The sequence below is a fragment of the Reinekea blandensis MED297 genome (genome assembly GCF_000153185.1).
In the GTDB taxonomy this organism is placed as follows: domain Bacteria; phylum Pseudomonadota; class Gammaproteobacteria; order Pseudomonadales; family Natronospirillaceae; genus Reinekea; species Reinekea blandensis.
The window spans coordinates 472,927-491,419 of the sequence record NZ_CH724150.1 but is presented as its reverse complement, the minus strand read 5'-3'; the positions used below and the strand labels follow the sequence as shown (position 1 = coordinate 491,419).

Here is an 18,493-nt window from a genome sequence, read left to right as displayed (position 1 = left end):
TCAGGAAACTAGGCTTAATGGCAACCCTTGGTAGAGATGCTAATTCAACATGAATAGGGTAGTTTCTAACTCAATTGATACAACTATCTCGACATCAGAATCACTCTTTGGTCTTATACCCAATTCAACAAGAGCGGGACTTTTGCCGATAGAATGTGCAAAACCTGCTGTTGGTCGAAAGACTGATTTTGCGTAGCCATCGAGCGAACTGGGTTCGTTGTCATCGAATAATTGGTCAGTGAAATCAATTAAACCAAATCGAAGTGCCCAGTAGCTCTCTCCAAAAGACTGGTGCGAATACTCATATCCGATTCGTGAGCGAAGGGACATTTCGGGATAAAAATTTGTAGCGACACCAGCACTCGCAAAAATTGAGTGTGTATTCTTATATGACTTCTCCACATAGGTGCCGACCGGTGCGGTGTATTCCTTTAGTATGGTCGTCACTTCCTCGCTTGATTCAGCGTCGGCTATTTGGGCGGCCCATGAATACTTGGCTACATATTTCTGACCAATACCCGTATCGGAAAACTCATCAACTAAAATAATGACGGCAGCACGCATGTTTTTCGTCTCGATGGCTTCGTACGCATCGATCAGGACAGACATCAACCGCAAGGCACTATTGAGGGAACGTTTTAGGTCCGGATCCGTAACAAACAATAATGTCCCTTGATCGTCATCAGATGTTAGTGACACGCCATTAAGCTGGCTTTTCAGGCTAGTCAAGAACATAGCAAACAGTTCGACTTTGGAAATTAACTCAGGTTCTTGCTGTATTGCGCTCGCCACTGCTGCCCGTTCGGCATTGATATCCTGGGTCTTTTTTACAAGACTTTGCAAGAGATCCGTTTTGTATTGTAGGGCGGGGAACAGAACCAGTAGATCTGTGGTACTTCGGACATCCTGAACCAATCGAACGATAGCAGGCAAGTACACGGCGGTCTGAGATTGGTAGGTTCTAACAAACACACCATTTTTTTTGGTTTGCTGAAGACACTCGGTGTACTCATAACTTTTTTCCCAATTAATCCATTGATTTCGTTTTTCATCGTCGAGGCTATCTAGGAAATCTTCATCATTCGTCTTGGCTTCAAGGATCGCCTCAACTCTCTCGCACATGTTGGTTAGGGTGATCATTCTTGGATAATTGATGATGTCTAAGCGAATGGTTTCAACAACATGTTGAAGGCTGGCCTGAAAATCATTATCTTTCATAGATGTGTTCAGCGCACAAGTGTTAGCCGCAATTATTTTATCAAAATCGTCTTTGCAAAAATCATCAAGAAATTCTGTTTTCGCATAATAGATGGCCTCAGCTTTGATTTGTTCGCTGGCAATAACAGTCAGAGAGTAAACCAGTTGATCGAGAATCGAACCTCCCTGGACGGGTGGTTGATCAACCCGTAGGTGCTCTTGGCCATAGTCTTCTGAACCTTGTCCCTCATTACCTCCCTGTTGAGTATTTGTGGTCTGGCCCGCCTCAATTTTAATCGGGATTTCTTCTATGGCCGTGTTGATAATGCAGGCCGCCATGTCCTCTTCGAAGGCTTTTCGGAGACTGACACTCTGCCCCGGGTCCGTTGGTTCTCCACTTTTTAACCACACCATAGTATTTAACAAATCGGACCGGGAGTTGAGGTCTTCAAGGTCAGTATTGGTTTTGGTCAGGACATGAGCTGATGGTTTCTGTTTTAGGCAACGTTCCAGTATTATAGGCTGGTTGAAAATTGAAGTTTCTTTATAGAAATCCTCTGTAAGTTCAAAATCTGCAAGTGCGGCAGTCGACGCAAAAGTCAGGACTACCAAAGACCAAAGGTGTTTCATCGCAATTTCCTATTTGCTGATCATGTACACCTGGCTGAAGCACCACTCATGATGATGTGAGAGTTAACCAACTTGGACCTATACCGTGCTCCCACTAATCAAGAACAGTCGCCGCGGTCAAGTTTTATGAAGTTGGCCGAAGTATTCACCTTAGAAGAAAAATAAGAAGTTGGAAGATTACGTCGGCATAGTAAACGGTTAGTTCGTTCGGGATTGCCTGGCGCACATCCCTGTGCGCCACCCTTCGGGCGCCTTAGGGCGGGCCAAATCGTTCCGGACGATTTTTCGAACCCACGGGATCCACGAACGAAATCCATCAGCACGCATCAAAATTCCACAAAAAAGGCCACCCGATTGGGTGTTGGAAGTTGTGGTGGAGCAATAGTAAACGTGAGGGATGCGCTGCGCAGTATGCTCGCGGCCCTTCGGGTCGAACCCGCGGGGGCCACGAACGAAGTCCATTACTCGCAAGACCAAAAACGAAAAAGGCCACCCGATTGGGTGGCCTTTTTCGTTTTAAATTTGGCGGAGAGTGAGGGATTCGAACCCCCGGTACGTTTTCACGTACGTCTGATTTCAAGTCAGGTGCATTCAACCGGACTCTGCCAACTCTCCTGTAAGAGTGTTCCCTCAAGAACGGGGTGCATATTACCGTGTGATTTTTGGGTGTCAACCAAAAATCTGGCTAAGCTGCTGAAAATTAACAAAAAAGTTGGCGGTTGATGGGTGTTTGAGCGGTTTGGTTGATTTATATCCCCTCCTGGCCTCCCCTTAGGAAGGGGAGGGACAAAACCTTAGGTTCGAGTCACTCCTGGTCTCCCCTTAGGAGGGGGAGGGATAAAACCGGGGGGTTTTGCTAGGGTTGCGCTTGTGTTGCTTTATTAAGGAGGTTTTAGGATATGAATGTCATTGTGGCGTATGTGCCATCCGAGTATGTCGATGCGGTTGTCGAGGCCATGGCGCAAGCCGGGGCGGGGCAGATCGGCAACTATCGGGCCTGTGCGTTTAAGGTGCCAGGGCAGGGGCAGTTTCAGCCCATGGACGGTGCGGATCCGTTTGTCGGGTCGGTGGGTGAGTTGGAGAAGGTCTCGGAAGTGCGGGTGGAAATGGTGTGTGCCAACAAGCAAACCCGGGCGACGCTGGAGGCGTTGATCGCTGCGCACCCCTATGAGGAACCGGCTTATCATGTACTGAAGGCGCGTACGCTCGCCGATTTTTGATTCAGGTCATCAACGTTTGTTTTCTGTGGCTGGCGGTTGATGCAGATCAAGAGGCGATTCAATAGCGCCTGCAAATGAGAACAATTCACAACATAATGCTCGCAAAATTTTCAGGTCGTTGCGCACTATGTTGTTAAGTGAAATGCGGGTAGGGCAAGCCTCCCGGGTGAAGGGCTTCAGCGAAGCCGGTCTGGCGCATCAGGCGCGTTATTTATCGATGGGATTGTTACCGGGCGCGGAGGTGACGCTGCGTCATGTGGCGCCGGCCGGGTGCCCGTTGCAGGTGAAGGTCGGTTCGACGCTCATCAGTATTCGCCGCGCCGAGGCCGCCGAAATAGATGTGGAGGCGCGCTCATGAGTACGTTCCGCATGGCCATGATCGGTAACCCTAACTGCGGCAAAACCACGTTGTTTAACGGCCTGACCGGTGCGCACCAAAAGGTGGGCAATTGGCCGGGCGTCACCATTGAACGCAAAGAAGGCCATTTCCGGATGGACGATGGTCGCGAAGCAACGGTTATCGACTTACCCGGTATTTATTCTCTGGAGCAGGACGATTACGGCGTCGATGAGCAGATAGCGCGGGATTTTCTGAGCGACGGTAAAATCGACCTGCTGATAAATGTGGTCGATGCCAATACGCTCGACCGTCAGTTGCTGCTGACGCATCAGCTCAGGGAGTTCAACATTCCCATGCTGGTGGTCGTAAACATGATGGATGTGGCCCAGGCCAACGACGTTCAGGTGGATGTGGTGGCGCTGTCCGAAGCCATTGGTTTGCCCGTGGTCGGGGTGTCGGCGTCGCGCCACTCGGGTGTTCGGTTGGTACGTCAGTCTTTGCCTCAGGCGACGGTCTATCCGGCTGCAGCACCGCCACCAACCGATACGGCTGTTGAGCGGATCAGTCGTCGTCTTGCGGTGGTTCGGGAGTGGCATCAGGCTGCGGTGACCCACGGGAATGGCACCATTACGCTCACCGATAAGTTTGACCGTATTGTGCTGAACCGGTTTCTGGGTGTGCCGATTTTTCTGTTGGTGATGTATCTGCTGTTTACCTTTGCTATCAACATTGGTGCGGTGTTTATCGACTTTTTCGACATTCTGCTCGGTGCCTGGCTCGTCGATGGGCTGGGGGCATTGTTGTCGGCTCTGCATGCGCCTGGTTGGTTGGTGGTGTTGCTGGCCGATGGTCTTGGCGGTGGCATTCAGCTTGTTGGTACCTTTATTCCGGTGATTGGCTTTTTGTATCTTGGGTTGGCGTTTTTGGAGTCCAGCGGTTATATCGTACGGGCGGCGTTTGTGGTCGACCGGCTGATGCAATCGATTGGCTTGCCCGGTAAGGCGTTTGTGCCGCTTATCGTCGGGTTTGGCTGTAACGTGCCATCGATTATGGCGACGCGCACCATGAGTCGTGAGTCTGATCGCTTGGTGACCATGGCCATGGCGCCGTTTATGAGTTGCGGGGCGCGTTTGACCGTGTATGCCCTGTTTGGGGCGGCGTTCTTTGGGTCGATGAGTCAGAACGTGGTGTTTGGGCTCTATCTGTTTGGCATTCTGGTTGCCGTTGCGACCGGTTGGGTGTTCCGCAAGTGGATGTTCCGGGGCGAGTTGAGTTCGTCAATCATGGAGATGCCGCAATATCACATCCCTTCCTGGCGCAATATCGTGATGACCACCTGGCACCGTCTGCGTGGGTTTGTTGAGCGTGCGGGTAAAACCATTGTGACGGTCGTGGTGGTGCTGTCGTTCCTGAACTCCTGGGGTACTGACGGTTCATTCGGTAACGAAAACAGTCAGCGTTCGGTACTCAGTCAGGTCAGCCAGTGGGTAACGCCCGTTCTGAGTCCGATGGGTGTGCAATCCGATAACTGGCCGGCCACGGTGGGCATCATTACCGGTATTTTTGCCAAAGAAGCGGTCGTCGGCACACTCGATGCGCTCTATGCCGATGTCGCAGGCGACAGCGGGAACGATGAAGAACCGGAAACACTGTGGCAGTCGACACAATCGGCGTTCGTCTCCATCTGGGACAATGCCGTTGGGCTGGGCGGCGCCCTGACCGATCCACTGGGCATTCGGGTGGGCGATTACGCCTCGCTGGATGAAGCGGCTGCCGAGCAGGAAGTGCGAACATCAACCCTGCAAACCATGGTGGCGTTGTTTGTATCACCGTTTGCGGCCTTCTGTTATTTGGTGTTTATCCTGCTGTATACGCCTTGTGTGGCGTCGATGGGGGCATTGGTGCGAGAGGCTGGCAGCCGTTGGGCCTGGCTAATCGTCGGTTGGAGTACGGTGGTGGCTTACGCGGCGGCGGTCTCGCTGTATCAGCTGGGAACGTTGGCGCTGCACCCGCTCAGCTCGTTACTTTGGGTCGCCGCGATGGCGATACTGGTGGTGGCCTATGTTGGTTTGTTGATTAAGCTGGCCCGCGCGGGTGAGTCGGGGTCTCCCGACATTATTCCGACTCAATCTGTGTGAGTTGTGAAGCTCGGTTCCATGTCGGAGCCTGTCTGCAGGCGATGGGAGGTGTGGTTAGCCGACTGATCGCGAGCAGGCTCGCTCTTACTTGGGGTGGTGCCGGGTGCAGGTCATGTGGCTTGTGGTTAGCCGATTGTTCGCGAGCAGGCTCGCTCTTACTTGGGGCGGAGCCGGGTGCAAGTCATATGGCGTGTGGTTAGCCAATCTGATCGCGAGCAGGCTCGCTCTTACTTGGGGCGGTGCCGGGTGCAGGTCATGTGGCATGTGGTTAGCCGATTGTTCGCGAGCAGGCTCGCTCTTACCAAGCGGTGGGTTTCTTACTTGGTAAAGAAGGCTTTACAGCGGTGAAGCACTGTGGTGATTTCAGGGGAGTGTGTGGCTTGCTTCAGATCAAATTATCACGAAGTCAGACCCGTACACTGTGGCCAACCAACTGGAGGTTAGGCCATGAAATCTTTGATTTTTTACGCGACAACAGACGGTCACACCAAAAAGGTCGCCGAGGCAATTGCCCGGGACTGGGTCGGTGAAGTAGAAGTCCATCCGTTTGAGGCGTTTGAATCGTTTGTCGGAGCGACCGATGTCGATACTGTGGTCATCGGTGCATCGATTCGGTACGGGCATTTTAATCGCTCTGTCCAGCAGGTGATCAGTCAGTACACCGATTGGCTGAATGATATTCAAAGCGCGTTTTTCTGTGTCAATCTGACAGCGAGAAAACCGGGCAAAGACGATCCGGCGAACAGCCCATACGTACAGAAGTTTTTGCGGGCGACAGGGTGGATGCCCGATCAATTGGCTATTTTTGCCGGCCGATTGGCGTATCCGCAGTATCGGTTTGTCGATAAACAGATGATCCGCTTCATCATGAAAATCACCGGGGGTTGTGCCGATGGTAAAAGCACCATCGAATACACCAACTGGGGTGAAGTGAAACGTTTTTCCAAAACCATTTCCGGGTTAAACCCGAGTCATTACCGACCAAAATCGGTTATGACGCAGGGGGCTGATCTTCAGGTCAGTTGATTCGGAAACGATTGGAGTCGTAAGCGAGCCGGGCGCAAGCCCGGCTTTTTTATGTCCCGAACATTGTCTACACCTTTCCTGGTTCCCGTTGGCATTGCACTCGAAATAATGCATGGTGGTCACGAATTGGAAGCCATGCCGGCTTCGTTAACAACCACTGTCAACACGAAGGACCGCAACCGTGCGACTGATTGCAATCTTAACTTTTCTTTTCCTGGCTTCGGCACCACAGGCCCAAGAACTTAGAGCGTTTTTAAATGGTCAGGAGTTCCGGATGCCAATGAACCCGTTGGCCGTGGTGTCATCAAACAATTCGCTCATCGTTAAGTACAGCAAGGTGAAAGGCGAACGCTATGTCGGTATTACGGATGCTTTGGCGGATGGCTTTTTTGATGAGGCGCAATGCCAAGCCGTTCAGCTGTTGGAACAGGCATTCAATGATATAGATGAAGGCTGCGCCGACGACTGGGTGCATGCTTTGACTTTCTTTTATGTTAAAGACGTCCCTCATGGCACGAAACAAATCGACGGTAGTCGCTTTTATTACGCAGAGAGCGATGGCAAAACCTTTGTGTTTGTCAGCGTAGAGGGACGCGTGTTTTTTCTGGACAGTGACTTTCTTGATCCTCAATCACTCATCAATACGGTGGTACAGCCTGAGCTTTGATAGAAAAGCGTGTTTTAGCACGTCATAACGGCAGGGCGGTGGTGTATTTCATCCGTTCCATGGCAAAGCTGGAGCTGACATCCGACAACCTCACTTTACTCACCAGGCGTTTGTAAAAGGCGTCGTAGTCTTCAATATTCTGCACAACCACGCGCAGCAGGTAATCGACGTCACCACTCATGCGATACGCTTCGCAGACTTCCGGTAACTCGCTTAAGGCATCACTGAAGGTTTGCAGCCAGTGGTCGTTGTGTTCGTTGGTTTTAATGAACACAAACACATCAATGCCCAACGACAGCTTTTCCCGGTTCAACAGCGCCACCCGTCGTTCAATAAAGCCTTTCTGTTCGAGGTTTTGGATGCGGCGCCAGCAAGGGCTGACGGTCAGGTTAATCCGGTCGGCAATCTCCTGAACCGACAGGGTGGCGTCGTGTTGCAGCAGATCGAGAATCTGGCGATCGGTCGAGTCGTATAGATTTTCCATATTCAATGTTAATCCTGGAAAAATATTCCACGTATTGGCGATATTGGGAAATATTAAGCAAAACCTTTGTGTCTGTCACCCATTAGACTTCTCTAAACAACACAGCCTGGAGATCTTGTGATGACTTACGCCCGACAACCCATTACCGAACCGGCCACCGAAGCCTTCTGGGCGGACGTGCGCCGTCAGGTGGTCACGTCGGAAGATGATCGACTGTACGCCGACTGGACGGCCAGCGGTCGACTCTATCGCCCGATTGAAGACCGGTTAATGGCAATGGCGGGCGGCATGATGGCCAATACCCATACCGAAGACAGTGTCACCGGTGCGCAGATGACACAGTGGTTGGAGACTGCGCGGCAGCGCATTAAACAACACGTGAATGCGCAGGCGTCCGATGTGTTGCTGACCAGTGGCAGCGGTATGACCGGAGCGCTGGCTAAGTTTCTGCGCATACTGGGGTTGTGGGTGCATGAGCGTCATCGCGAGGCGGTTTTGCACGAGTTGAATGATCGGCCCTTGGTGTACATTACGCACCGGGAACATCACAGCAATCAAACCATGTGGCTGGAATCGCTGGCGGAAGTGCGCATTATTCCGGCGCTGCCCGGCGATGACATTGACCTGGCCTGGCTGGCGGAGGATCTGGCCAGGGAACAGCATCGGTCGCTGAAGTTTGCCTCCGTCACGGCCGCGTCGAATGTCACCGGCATTTTGACGCCGGTGAAGGCCATTGCCCGGCTGCTGCACGATGTCGGCGGTTATTGTTTTGTCGATTACGCCGCGGCGGCGCCTTATGTCGATATCGACATGCACGCGTCAGCGGACGATTGGTTAGACGCCATTTACTTCTCGCCGCATAAGTTTCTTGGCGGCCCGGGCAGTGAAGGCGTGTTGGTGTTTAATGCCGAGCTTTACGACAACCGGGTGCCTGAGCAGCCGGGTGGCGGTACGGTCGTATGGACCAATCCCTGGGGTGAGCATCGCTACGTGGCCGACATCGAAGCCCGCGAGTCCGGCGGAACGCCCGGTATTCTGCAGACGTTGAAAACCGCCATGGCCCTGCAATTGAAAGAAGAGATGGGTGTGGAGCGTATACGTCAGCGAGAAGCCGAACTGAACGCGCATTTCTTTCGGCGGTTGTCTTCAATGGCAGGTATCACAGTGTTGTCCGATCAGCACCGCCATCGGTTGAGTGTGTTTTCGCTGGTGGTGGAAGGGATGGATTATCGCACGGTGGTGCAGACCCTGAGCCGTCAGTACGGTATTGAAACCCGGGGCGGTTGTGCCTGTGCCGGTACTTATGGGCATTACTTGCTGGGTATTGATTACTGCACCTCGCATCGGATTACCGATCAACTCGACGACGATCATCAGGACAATAAACCCGGCTGGGTGCGGATCAGCCTGCATCCGTCGATGACCCGTCGGGATATCGATCGGATTGCCGATGCACTGGAAGCCATTGTTGAGGCGAACAGCGCGGGTGCCGACGTCGGGTTGCCGCAGGCCAGCCGTGAAGATGATGCTTTGTTTGCGCCCTTGCTGACGACTTAACGGTCCTTTCGATATGTCTGATTTCACCACCGAACCGTCAATCGCTTAGCCGAGAGCAATCGGTGGTGATTGCCTGCCGGCAATGATATAAACGGGGCACCGCGACATTGAGAGCCCATCATGAAGGATCTGACCAGCAGCACCGCTCAGCATTTGAAGCAGCAATTGAAATCGGCCGATCCGGCCTTGCCGGACGATCTGGCGACCCGGTTGCATCGGGCCATCAGTTGGTTGCAGGCGGCTGAAGACGCCGTGAACGATGACATGGAGTTTATTGCGCTCTGGATCGCCTTCAGTGCCTGTTGTTCCATCGATCAGCAGGGCGATGCGCCGCTCGAAGACCACGAACAGTTTCTGCGGTTTGTCGGCAATCTGGTCAAGCATGACCATGGCAACCGTATCTACTCCTGCCTGTGGGAAGAGTATTCAACGCATGTCAAAGCGCTGATCCGTAACCCTTATGTGTTTCACCCGTTCTGGGTCAGTCAGCGCGAAGGCAACGATGCCTGGCAGCGACAGTTCGATCAGTCGTCATTGGCCGCTTTAAATGCCTTGTCGCGTGGCCGCGTAACGGAGTTGTGTTCCATTGTGCTCGATCGTTTGTTTGTCCTGCGTAACCAGTTGATCTTCGGTGGGGCGACTTATCAAGGGCGGGTGAATCGTGAGCAGGTGACCGACGGGGCCGGTCTGCTCGGGACTCTGTTGCCGATCATGATCAGCATTATGCTGCAGGCCGGCGACGAAGATTGGGGCAATATTGCCTATCCGGTCGTCGGCCCGCTGAGCTCAACGCGGTAAGTTGTCGAAAGCGGCGCGGGTCAGGTTCAAAGGTCCTTCCTGTCGCACCAGAACGTTGTCTTCAATGCGGATGCCGCCAAAGGGCTTCAGGCTGTCGATCAGGTCGAGGTCGCAACCGTGGTCGGGTGTCCCGGCGATCATTTTTTCCAACAACATAGGGATGAAATACAGGCCCGGTTCAATCGTGAGAGTCATGCCATCCTGTAAGGGTCGCAGCAAACGCAGGAACGGTGCGTGCTCCGGTCTTGGCGCCATGGTGCCATCCCGATCCTGCTGAAACCCGCCAATGTCATGAACCTGAAGTCCGAGCAGATGGCCGATACCATGTGGGAAAAAGGTTTGCGGTATCCGCTTCGCTAATTGCGCCTCCGGGCTCAATGTGCACAGCTGATGACGGTGCAGCAGCTCAGCGGTTTTCTGTAACGCCAGCTCGTGAACCTGCTGATAATGGGTGTCCACGGTGCAGGCGGCCACCAGTTCCTGTTGCAGCCTGTCCATATCGGAAACCAGTGTGGCGAACAGCGTGCCGTCCGGGGTTGTGGTGCGGGTGATGTCACTGGCGTAACCCAGCGTTTGCGCGCCAGCGTCTATCAACAGGGTGCGGTGACCACTGGATGCAACGGTTTGCTTTTGCTCGTAATGTAAGGTGGCCGCCCGCTCATTCAGGGCCACAATTGCACTGTAAGGCTCCTGCACCTGTTGTTGATGACTGGCTTGCAGGTAGGCCAGATGAATTTCATATTCACTGAGCCCTTGATGGAATGCCTGCGCCGCGGCCTTGTGACCACGCGCGGCAGCATCATTTGCTTGCCGCATCTGGTCAATTTCCCATTCCGTCTTAACAGCACGATCATAATTCAGCCAATGCATCAGATCGGTGGGGTTGATCTGCGCCGCTATGGGCAGGTCTAACTGCTCCGGGTAGGGTGCAAGCACGGCGACATTGCCTTTCAGTGTGTTCAGCCAGCTCAGATCGCCATTGGCTTGTATGTTCCAGTCGCGCGTCCAATCGCCCTTGGGTGCCGATGGGCTGACGTGCCAGAAATCCTGTTGTTCGGGCCAGTGTAACGACAAGCCTTGGTTCACCGAAAACAGCACCCAGGTGTCCGGGGTCGGTAAATAGGGTAACCATTGCTGCACCATGGGGAAGGGGCGAAAAGGGTAGGTCATGTCATCGTACGGGTACGCCAGTGGCCAGCCGCTGTAGAGCAGAATCGCGTCCAGCTCAAAGGCTTCGCAGGCATGGTTGAAGCGCTCAACCAGGGTTTGCAAGTGGCGATGGTAAAGTGACATGGTAAGCTTCCCGCAGTAATGACGATGATGTCGATCAGTGTAAACGCTGAGGTTAGACGCGACAATTTAAGACGAGGTGACAGAATGCGACGACTGGGTTTGCTCGGTGGCATGAGCTGGGAGAGTACCGCCCTTTATTATCAATGGATCAATGAAGGCGTTCGAGAGGCAATGGGTGGCCTGCATTCGGCCGATCTGCTGGTCAGCTCAGTCGACTTTCACCAGATCGAACGGTTGCAGGATCAGGGCCAGTGGGATGAGGCCGGGCGCACCCTGGCGCAGCGCGCGGTGGAGCTCAAAGCTGCCGGTGCTGAGGGCTTGGTTATTGCCACCAACACCATGCACAAGGTGGCGGATCAGATCACCCAGGAAAGTCAGTTGCCATTGCTGCACATTGCCGACTGTACGGCCGATGTCATTGTGCAACAGGGGCGGCAACGCGTGGCCCTGTTGGGGACGGCCTTTACCATGGAGCAGGATTTTTATCGTGCTCGGCTGACTGAAAAATATGGACTGGACGTCCTCATTCCTGAACCAGACGAGCGGGCCGATGTGCACCGGATCATTTACAACGAACTGTGCCTTGGAAAGCAAAATGCCGACTCGCAGGCACGCTATGTGGAGATCGCGCAGCGATTGCAGTCGCGTGGCGCAGAAGCCGTCATACTCGGTTGCACCGAAATAACACTGTTGCTGACAGAAGAGGTGACAGAGGTCCCATTAATTGATACAACGCGCATTCACGCACAGCAAGCTGTTCAGTGGATGCTGAATGGAGAAGGGTAAGCAGGTTGGCGATTATCGAAGCAGTACTGTGGGATATGGATGGCGTTCTGGTTGATTCTGAACGCTTGGTCATGGATGCCTTTGTCGATGTGATTAACAGCAAAGGCGGGATGGACGATCCTGCCGCCTTTTACAAAAGCACCATTGGTATGAACCGAGCCTCGATTGTGTCGACGTACCGTTCCGCTTTTCCGGCCGATGGTGAAGCCGAAGACATCTACGAGCAGGTTGAAAAACTGTATCGGGCCCGGATGAAGACCGATCTGGCGTTGAAGCCCGGCGTTGCCGAGTCGCTCGACAGTATCCGGGCCATGGGTTTGCCACAAATGGTGGTGACCAGTACCGGAACCGAAACCGCCACACACAAGCTGAACCTGTTTTCGTTAATGGAGTATTTCGATGGTCTGGTGGGTGGTGACCAGGTGACTCAGGGCAAGCCGCATCCGGAACCCTACCTGACGGCCTGTCAGCGCCTGGACGTCTCACCGAACCGAGCCCTCGTGATTGAAGACAGCCCCAATGGCGTCCGGGCGGCGATTGCCGCTGGGTGTGCCGTGGTCCATGTGCCGGATCTGGTCGATACCGATCCGGAATGGACCGACGAAATCTACGAAGCACTGGATTCGCTGGAATCTTTCCCCGGCTGGTTTCAGACACAGAATCAGGGCGACTGGGTATGAACCTGGAAGCCATTGAGCCGTTATCCAAACTGGGTATTGAGCTGGTCACCGCTCAGCCTGAGCGGGTCGTGTTTCACGTGCCTTTAGCCGGCAACCGAAACGACAAGGGAACCTTGTTTGCGGGGAGTCAGTACAGTGGCCTTGTGTTGGCCGGCTGGTATCTGGCCAGCCAATGGGCGAACGCGCAAGGGTTGGGCGATAAGGTGGCGGTAAAAGATGCCCAAGTAAGCTACCCCAAGGCAGCCTACTCGAACGTTACCATCACGGCTGAGTTTCTCGCGGCTCCGGATCAGCGCCCCAGTGGGCATTGGCGGGCAAACATCCGTGTAGTGGCGGTCGATGACGACGCCAATACGGTCAGTGAACTGACCGGCGACTATCGAATACTGACCCAATGAGAGTGGTGCCGGCCAATCGGCTGCTGATTCAACCGACCGTACAGCTGTCCTGGATTCGCCAGCACGGTGACCTCGAGTTTGTTGTAGCAAAGGACGTTCAAGACCGTTTTCTTCGCGCCTGGACCCGCTACCGGGCGTCAGACCATCCTTCCTTGGCGGCCTTTCTGGCCGATGATCAAACCCTTGAGCTAGCCCTTCATGAAGATGATGCCGTCTTTGCATTGCTGACCGGGGCCGACACCATTGAATCGGCGTTGGGTCCATTGCGCATGGCTACCCATCAGCCGAATCTGACCTGGACCCTGACCTGAGCGCGGACCTGTTGTCCTAACCTCCTGAATACAATGCTCATCCTGTGATAATTATTCTCATTTGTGATTGCAATAGATTCCCATTCAACTAAAATGAGCCGAAATTTACGCCAGTCTCAACTTAAAAGGACGCATTCGCTTTATGAAGAAAACAATACTGACGTCAATGATTGCACTGTTCGCGGCACAGGCTGCGGCCGATTCCTATCTGGATTTCCCAGTGACGCTGAAAGATTACGAGGGAGATAAAGAATCGTCGGTGTCCTATACCGGTCAAAGTGCCCGCCATGTGCTTCATGACAGTCTGAAGGCGGCAGTTGGTCAGGTTTCCTTCGGCGATGAAGCGGCCAACCTGGAACTGATGAATCGTTATTTTTCTGAAACCGGCACCGATCGTGCTGTGTTAAGTCCCGTCAGTAGCGCCGGGTTTGAAGTGACTCCCGATGTAGTCAGCGCCATCTCCGGCGGCAAAAACCTGGCTGATAAAGCCTACAAAGGTGCGGTACCCGCTTGGCCGGGATACCTCAATGGCGAGCAGGTGCTGGCGGATATGATTGCCCGGGCAGCCCGCACGGAAGGTGGCTTCGATCCGGTGACCGGTCACGATTACCAACAGCTGATTTCAAAATTTGCCATGGGGGCGGTGTTCTACAACCAGGCCGTCGATAATTATCTGGACGAACTGCTGGCCGAAGACGTCAAGCCAAATGACCAAGCTTACAGCGATGGTGCGGCCTACACCGGCAAAGAACACGTTTGGGATGAAGCCTTTGGTTACTTTGGCGCGCCAGCGGACGTGCTGAATATGAGCGCGCAAGACGTTTATGACATTGCCAAGAAAAATGCCGATATCGCCGAGCGTGCCGATGTGAATGGCAATGGCTCGGTGGATCTGCACGGTGAGATGGCCTATGCCCATGCTTATTATGCTGCGGGTTTCGACAAGGGCGGCAAGACCAACTATCTGCACACCATCGCGCAGGCGTTTTACGATGGTCGTGACGTTATCCGTAAAGCAAAAGGCGACACGCTGTCTAAGCGTGAGCGTAATAAACTGTACGATTACGCCGACGTGATCGCGGCTAACTGGGAGCTGGTTTTGGCTGAAGCGGCCTTTAAATACGCTGGCTCAACCTATTCAGATATCGAGAAACTGAACATCATCCTCGAAGCGGACGGTAATGCAGCCGAGGCCTATCGGACGTACGCCAAACATTGGGGTGAGCTGAAAGGCTTTGCCATGGCGTTACAGGTCGGTGGTCGTGATCTGGGCGAAACCGCATTTGAGTTGAACTCTCTGATCGGGTTCAGCCCGGTACTGCCAGGCGACAGCCAGGTCGTTGGTATTGATGCCGATGGCGAAATGGTTCAGCGTAAAACCAAGACGCTGGCGGAATATCAGGCCGATATGGTGCGGGTACAAGCCTTACTGGCCGCCAACTTTGACCTGCAGGCGAAATCCAACGATGTCACGGCAAGCATGACCGAGCTGTTGGAACAGTTGAACTCAGGTGGTTCGGTCGAAAACGACTGACCGTTTGCTTGAGGAACCGGAAATACCGTGCTGGAATCGTTAATGGGTCCGTTCAGTCTGTCGGAGTGGGTCGGTGAGTTCACTGATCCGCGTAAACGGCTGTTCTGGGGTTATTTGGCCAGTGCGGTTTTTCTCGCGTGGTTGTGGTCGTTAAGACACCCAACTTTGCCACGCTTGTGGCAGCGTGACGTGTGGTTTTCGGCCAGCGCTCGCGCTGATCTGAAACTCTTCATCATCAACAAAGTTTTGTTTTTCTGGCTGCGGCCAAACCTGTTAACGCAATCGGCGGTGGCGCTCGGGGTGTATCTGTTTTTGATCGGGCAGGTCAACTCCGCCGGAGTGTTAGCGTCTTCGGTTCCGCCACTCGGGCGCGCCTTACTGTTTACGCTGGTGTTGTTTGTAATCGATGATTTCAGTCGATTCTGGGTGCATTTGCTGATGCATCGCGTGTCCTTTTTGTGGGCGTTTCATCGGGTGCATCACAGCGCTGAAGTGCTTAATCCTATGACGGTACTGCGGACGCATCCGGTGGAAGGCGTGTTGTTCACTTTCCGATCCGTTCTGGTGCAAGGCACGGTGGTCGCCTGCGCGTTATGGTTGTTCGGCAATGATCTGCAGTTGCAGACGATCATGGGCGCGAATGTGTTTGTTTTTGTCTTTCATGCGTTTGGCAGTAATTTGCGACATTCACCGGTACCCATCTGGTACCCGGCTTGGCTGGAGCGCTGGTTGTTGTCTCCGGCACAGCACCAATTACACCATTCGCGCTTACCTGAGCACTATGACAAAAACATGGGTGTAGTGCTGGCCTGTTGGGATCGATGTTTTGGTACCTGGCACGTCAGCGACCGGTCGCCGATCCCCGTCGGGGTGAATGACCAATTACCTGATGAACATCAACTCGGACGGTTGCTCTTGCATCCTTTTGAACGAATAGTAAGTGCGATTCGTCGGCGCATTCATCAGCGCGGTAAGTTTAAAAAGTTTTCTGAAAAAGGGTTACAACATGAACTTTAAGCAATGGGTCGGTGCTCTGGTGCTGACATCGGTAGGTTTGACCGCCACAGCGGCGGAACAGGTTTCGGTTTACAGCGCACGTAAAGAAGCGTTGATTAAGCCGTTACTGGATCAGTTTTCGGAGCAGACGGGTATTAAAGTCAATCTGGTGACAGGCTCGGCCGATACGCTGTTGAAGCGCCTGGAACTGGAAGGGCAGTACAGCAAGGCCGATGTGTTTGTCACGGTCGATGCGGGCCGACTGTATCGGGCTAAGATGGCTGAGGTTCTGCAACCGATTGAATCCGACGTACTTGAAGCTCGCGTTCCTGCAAACCTTCAGGACGCTGATAATTTCTGGTTTGGGTTATCTCAGCGTGCTCGTACTGTTTTTTATAACAAGAATACGGTGGCCGATGGTGAAATCCAAAGCTACGAACAACTGGCCGATGAACAATGGCGCGGGCGTATTTGTGTGCGTTCATCCGATAACATCTATAACCAATCGTTGGTGGCTTCGTTAATCGAACATAATGGTATTGACGCTACTGAAAACTGGGCTGAAGGCGTTGTAGCTAATATGGCCCGTCCGCCAGCCGGTGGCGATACCGACCAACTCCTGGCGTTAGCTGCTGGTTTGTGTGACCTGACGTTTGTGAACACCTATTACTTCGGCCGTCTGCTGACCAGTGACAATGAGCGCGAACTGGCGGCGGCGGAAAATATCGGGTTGGCTTGGATGAATCAGGACGGCCGCGGTGTTCATATGAATGTCAGCGGTGCCGGCGTAACCAAAGCGGCACCTAACCGCGATAACGCCATTTTGCTGCTGGAATTTCTGGTCAGCGACGATGCGCAAAGCTGGTATGCCCATGTTAATAACGAATACCCCGTGGTGGATACGGCCGAGATTCCCGAGCATCTGGCCCAGTATGGATCGCCGAAAATCGATTCGCTGAACCTGACCGTGTTGGGCGAAAACAATCGCGAGGCCGTCGAACTTATGGACCGCGCAGGCTGGCGATAAACAGCAAGTAAAGGAAGCGATGGCGGGCCGGGTATGAACGGCCCATCATCGACGTTAGCTGTTTTGAGCAGACGACGTTTCCAGATACTGGTCGAGATACCACAGGCCCAGAATGGCCGGCACGATCAGTACGACCAGGAACATGGCCGCAACGTCTGCATCGTAAATATCAACGGCCATTCCCATTAACGGACCGAGAAAAAAAGTCGCAATGCGGAAAAACGAGGCAACGATCGAGTTCACGGTGGCGCGATAAACGTTGTCGATGCTCTGATTGATTGCAACTTTCAATCGTGGTGCCACCAGTCCCCGGAAAACCGCCATCAGGAAACCACCGGCGATGATGATTGCCAATGACCTGCTGATTAACGCCACCCAGGCGATAGTCACAACGATGGACAACAAACCGAAGGCACCGAAGCCTGCCAGTCGCGTCGGTAACCGGTCACTGTAGCGTGAAGCAATGGCCACGGTCATGCTGAACAAACCCCAGATTAATCCAAACGTTTCCAGAGGCAGTTGATGCCGCTGCCACAGACTTTGATTCAGCCAAGTGGCCAGATAGGTCGTACTCATGCAGGCAACAAATACCAAGGTAACCAATAAGGTCACCGGAGACAGGCGAAAAGCACGCCAGGCTCCGTGGGTCGTTCGTTTCAGTTCTATCTGATCAGAACGGGCCGGTTCGGTTAAAGCGAAACTCAATATAAACGGGACCCATCCGACGATCGCCTGAACCCACAAAATTAATCGGAGATCCCAGGCGACCAGGAAGAAGGCACAGAGGGCGGCCGTGCCTTCACCAAAGTTCATCCAGCTGAGCATGCGGCCAATGGCGCCGTAGTTCTGCTCTGAAGACAAAGCTTTTTCCGACTCGAAAACCAGGGCTGTATCGCTGCCACTGACCAGGGACATCGCGCAACCCAGGGTGAACTCAAACAAAACCAGAGACCAAAATGTTTCTGCCCAGACAATCTGACTGAACCCGGCACCGGCCAGCAGATAGCCGACCATCAACGTATTTTTCCGGCCAAACACATCCGCCACATAACCCGAGGGCAGTTCAAGAATGAGCGTGGTTCCAGCGAATACCGATTGCAGTAGCATGGTCTGTTGCATGTTCAGCCCATAGCTTTCCATGAGCGGCACAAAGACCGGCATGATGATCAGAAAGGTGCGCGCAAATGAGATGACGTTCATCAGCGTAAGATTGCGTTGCCAGGGTTGCCCGGGTGGCATGTTGGTCTCCTTTTTGTGTTGACTGCCATGTTTTTTGTAACCCCAGAAAACGAAAAACCCCGCGAATCTTTCGATTGGCGGGGTTTTCTGGATATCTGGTTTTTCTCAGACGAACAGCACAGCCCCACCTTGCGATGAATACATCACAATCTCTAGCATGCATTGAGTGGTT

18 protein-coding genes and 1 tRNA gene are annotated in these 18,493 nt (G+C 53.4%); 14 read left to right on the top strand and 5 right to left on the bottom strand.

Annotation, left to right across the window (positions count from 1 at the left end):
* Positions 1 to 39: 39 nt before the first annotated feature.
* Together MED297_RS07675 and MED297_RS07670 are read right to left on the bottom strand one after the other, a co-directional pair.
* Positions 40 to 1,827 (bottom strand): hypothetical protein, encoded by a 1,788-nt coding sequence (locus MED297_RS07675; RefSeq protein WP_008043816.1) that lies wholly within the window; start codon positions 1,825 to 1,827, stop codon positions 40 to 42.
* 523 nt (positions 1,828 to 2,350) lie between these two features.
* Positions 2,351 to 2,442 (bottom strand) — tRNA-Ser (locus MED297_RS07670).
* Positions 2,443 to 2,726: 284 nt separating this feature from the next.
* On the opposite strand from MED297_RS07670, the gene MED297_RS07665 reads away from it, so the two are divergent.
* The 5 genes from MED297_RS07665 to MED297_RS07645 all read left to right on the top strand — a co-directional run bounded on the left by MED297_RS07665 (position 2,727) and on the right by MED297_RS07645 (position 7,218).
* The gene (locus tag MED297_RS07665; protein WP_008043814.1) at positions 2,727 to 3,047 is read left to right on the top strand and encodes a YqfO family protein; all 321 of its coding nucleotides are present in this window, start codon (positions 2,727 to 2,729) and stop codon (positions 3,045 to 3,047) included.
* Positions 3,048 to 3,174: 127 nt separating this feature from the next.
* A complete protein-coding gene (locus MED297_RS07660; protein WP_008043811.1) occupies positions 3,175 to 3,405 on the top strand; it encodes a FeoA family protein in 231 nt (76 codons plus the stop codon).
* Positions 3,402 to 5,525 (top strand): ferrous iron transport protein B, encoded by a 2,124-nt coding sequence (gene feoB / locus MED297_RS07655; RefSeq protein ID WP_008043809.1) that lies wholly within the window; start codon positions 3,402 to 3,404, stop codon positions 5,523 to 5,525. Before MED297_RS07660 ends, feoB begins: the two co-directional genes overlap by 4 nt.
* A gap of 447 nt (positions 5,526 to 5,972) precedes the next feature.
* Entirely contained in the window at positions 5,973 to 6,551 is a 579-nt protein-coding gene (hemG, locus tag MED297_RS07650; protein WP_008043808.1) for a menaquinone-dependent protoporphyrinogen IX dehydrogenase, read from the top strand.
* A 274-nt stretch (positions 6,552 to 6,825) separates the two neighbouring features.
* On the top strand, positions 6,826 to 7,218 hold the full coding sequence (locus MED297_RS07645; RefSeq protein ID WP_040556742.1) for a hypothetical protein: 393 nt from the start codon (positions 6,826 to 6,828) through the stop codon (positions 7,216 to 7,218).
* A 22-nt stretch (positions 7,219 to 7,240) separates the two neighbouring features.
* On the opposite strand, the gene MED297_RS07640 is transcribed toward MED297_RS07645, so the two are convergent.
* On the bottom strand, positions 7,241 to 7,702 hold the full coding sequence (locus MED297_RS07640) for an Lrp/AsnC family transcriptional regulator (RefSeq protein ID WP_008043805.1): 462 nt from the start codon (positions 7,700 to 7,702) through the stop codon (positions 7,241 to 7,243).
* Between the two features lie 120 nt (positions 7,703 to 7,822).
* Between MED297_RS07640 and MED297_RS07635 the strand changes: the two genes are divergently transcribed.
* Positions 7,823 to 9,259: an aminotransferase class V-fold PLP-dependent enzyme gene (locus MED297_RS07635; protein WP_008043804.1), complete on the top strand. Its 1,437-nt coding sequence runs from the start codon at positions 7,823 to 7,825 to the stop codon at positions 9,257 to 9,259.
* A gap of 120 nt (positions 9,260 to 9,379) precedes the next feature.
* The gene (locus MED297_RS07630; RefSeq protein WP_008043803.1) at positions 9,380 to 10,057 is read left to right on the top strand and encodes a hypothetical protein; all 678 of its coding nucleotides are present in this window, start codon (positions 9,380 to 9,382) and stop codon (positions 10,055 to 10,057) included.
* On the opposite strand, the gene pepQ is transcribed toward MED297_RS07630, so the two are convergent.
* Positions 10,046 to 11,350, bottom strand: coding sequence for a Xaa-Pro dipeptidase (gene pepQ / locus MED297_RS07625; protein ID WP_008043802.1), 1,305 nt, complete (start codon positions 11,348 to 11,350; stop codon positions 10,046 to 10,048). The two genes, MED297_RS07630 and pepQ, sit on opposite strands and share 12 nt — an antisense overlap.
* A gap of 84 nt (positions 11,351 to 11,434) precedes the next feature.
* Here pepQ and MED297_RS07620 point away from each other — a divergent pair, with 84 nt between their 5' ends.
* The 7 genes from MED297_RS07620 to MED297_RS07590 all read left to right on the top strand — a co-directional run bounded on the left by MED297_RS07620 (position 11,435) and on the right by MED297_RS07590 (position 17,082).
* On the top strand, positions 11,435 to 12,136 hold the full coding sequence (locus tag MED297_RS07620) for an aspartate/glutamate racemase family protein (RefSeq protein WP_008043801.1): 702 nt from the start codon (positions 11,435 to 11,437) through the stop codon (positions 12,134 to 12,136).
* 5 nt (positions 12,137 to 12,141) lie between these two features.
* Positions 12,142 to 12,816: an HAD family hydrolase gene (locus MED297_RS07615; protein WP_008043800.1), complete on the top strand. Its 675-nt coding sequence runs from the start codon at positions 12,142 to 12,144 to the stop codon at positions 12,814 to 12,816.
* Complete coding sequence (locus MED297_RS07610) at positions 12,813 to 13,214, top strand: YiiD C-terminal domain-containing protein (protein ID WP_008043799.1); 402 nt, start codon at positions 12,813 to 12,815, stop codon at positions 13,212 to 13,214. Before MED297_RS07615 ends, MED297_RS07610 begins: the two co-directional genes overlap by 4 nt.
* The gene (locus tag MED297_RS07605; protein WP_008043798.1) at positions 13,211 to 13,525 is read left to right on the top strand and encodes a hypothetical protein; all 315 of its coding nucleotides are present in this window, start codon (positions 13,211 to 13,213) and stop codon (positions 13,523 to 13,525) included. The genes MED297_RS07610 and MED297_RS07605 overlap by 4 nt, the downstream gene beginning before the upstream one ends.
* Positions 13,526 to 13,667: 142 nt before the next feature.
* Positions 13,668 to 15,059, top strand: coding sequence for a DUF4856 domain-containing protein (locus MED297_RS07600; RefSeq protein ID WP_040556740.1), 1,392 nt, complete (start codon positions 13,668 to 13,670; stop codon positions 15,057 to 15,059).
* 27 nt (positions 15,060 to 15,086) lie between these two features.
* A complete protein-coding gene (locus MED297_RS07595; protein ID WP_050762886.1) occupies positions 15,087 to 16,076 on the top strand; it encodes a sterol desaturase family protein in 990 nt (329 codons plus the stop codon).
* On the top strand, positions 16,066 to 17,082 hold the full coding sequence (locus tag MED297_RS07590) for a Fe(3+) ABC transporter substrate-binding protein (protein WP_008043795.1): 1,017 nt from the start codon (positions 16,066 to 16,068) through the stop codon (positions 17,080 to 17,082). The genes MED297_RS07595 and MED297_RS07590 overlap by 11 nt, the downstream gene beginning before the upstream one ends.
* Before the next feature lie 54 nt (positions 17,083 to 17,136).
* Here MED297_RS07590 and MED297_RS07585 read toward each other — a convergent pair whose 3' ends face one another.
* Entirely contained in the window at positions 17,137 to 18,321 is a 1,185-nt protein-coding gene (locus MED297_RS07585; protein WP_008043789.1) for an MFS transporter, read from the bottom strand.
* Between the last annotated feature and the right edge of the window lie 172 nt (positions 18,322 to 18,493).

Coding starts and splice junctions, on each gene's coding strand:
- MED297_RS07590 (WP_008043795.1), top strand. CDS start 16,066: ATGAACTTTAAGCAATGGGTCGGTGCTCTGGTGCTGACATCGGTAGGT.
- MED297_RS07620 (WP_008043801.1), top strand. CDS start 11,435: ATGCGACGACTGGGTTTGCTCGGTGGCATGAGCTGGGAGAGTACCGCC.
- feoB (WP_008043809.1), top strand. CDS start 3,402: ATGAGTACGTTCCGCATGGCCATGATCGGTAACCCTAACTGCGGCAAA.
- MED297_RS07585 (WP_008043789.1), bottom strand. CDS start 18,321: ATGCCACCCGGGCAACCCTGGCAACGCAATCTTACGCTGATGAACGTC.
- MED297_RS07660 (WP_008043811.1), top strand. CDS start 3,175: ATGTTGTTAAGTGAAATGCGGGTAGGGCAAGCCTCCCGGGTGAAGGGC.
- MED297_RS07645 (WP_040556742.1), top strand. CDS start 6,826: ATGCCAATGAACCCGTTGGCCGTGGTGTCATCAAACAATTCGCTCATC.
- MED297_RS07675 (WP_008043816.1), bottom strand. CDS start 1,827: ATGAAACACCTTTGGTCTTTGGTAGTCCTGACTTTTGCGTCGACTGCC.
- MED297_RS07665 (WP_008043814.1), top strand. CDS start 2,727: ATGAATGTCATTGTGGCGTATGTGCCATCCGAGTATGTCGATGCGGTT.
- MED297_RS07610 (WP_008043799.1), top strand. CDS start 12,813: ATGAACCTGGAAGCCATTGAGCCGTTATCCAAACTGGGTATTGAGCTG.
- hemG (WP_008043808.1), top strand. CDS start 5,973: ATGAAATCTTTGATTTTTTACGCGACAACAGACGGTCACACCAAAAAG.
- MED297_RS07600 (WP_040556740.1), top strand. CDS start 13,668: ATGAAGAAAACAATACTGACGTCAATGATTGCACTGTTCGCGGCACAG.
- MED297_RS07640 (WP_008043805.1), bottom strand. CDS start 7,702: ATGGAAAATCTATACGACTCGACCGATCGCCAGATTCTCGATCTGCTG.
- MED297_RS07635 (WP_008043804.1), top strand. CDS start 7,823: ATGACTTACGCCCGACAACCCATTACCGAACCGGCCACCGAAGCCTTC.
- MED297_RS07605 (WP_008043798.1), top strand. CDS start 13,211: ATGAGAGTGGTGCCGGCCAATCGGCTGCTGATTCAACCGACCGTACAG.
- MED297_RS07630 (WP_008043803.1), top strand. CDS start 9,380: ATGAAGGATCTGACCAGCAGCACCGCTCAGCATTTGAAGCAGCAATTG.
- pepQ (WP_008043802.1), bottom strand. CDS start 11,350: ATGTCACTTTACCATCGCCACTTGCAAACCCTGGTTGAGCGCTTCAAC.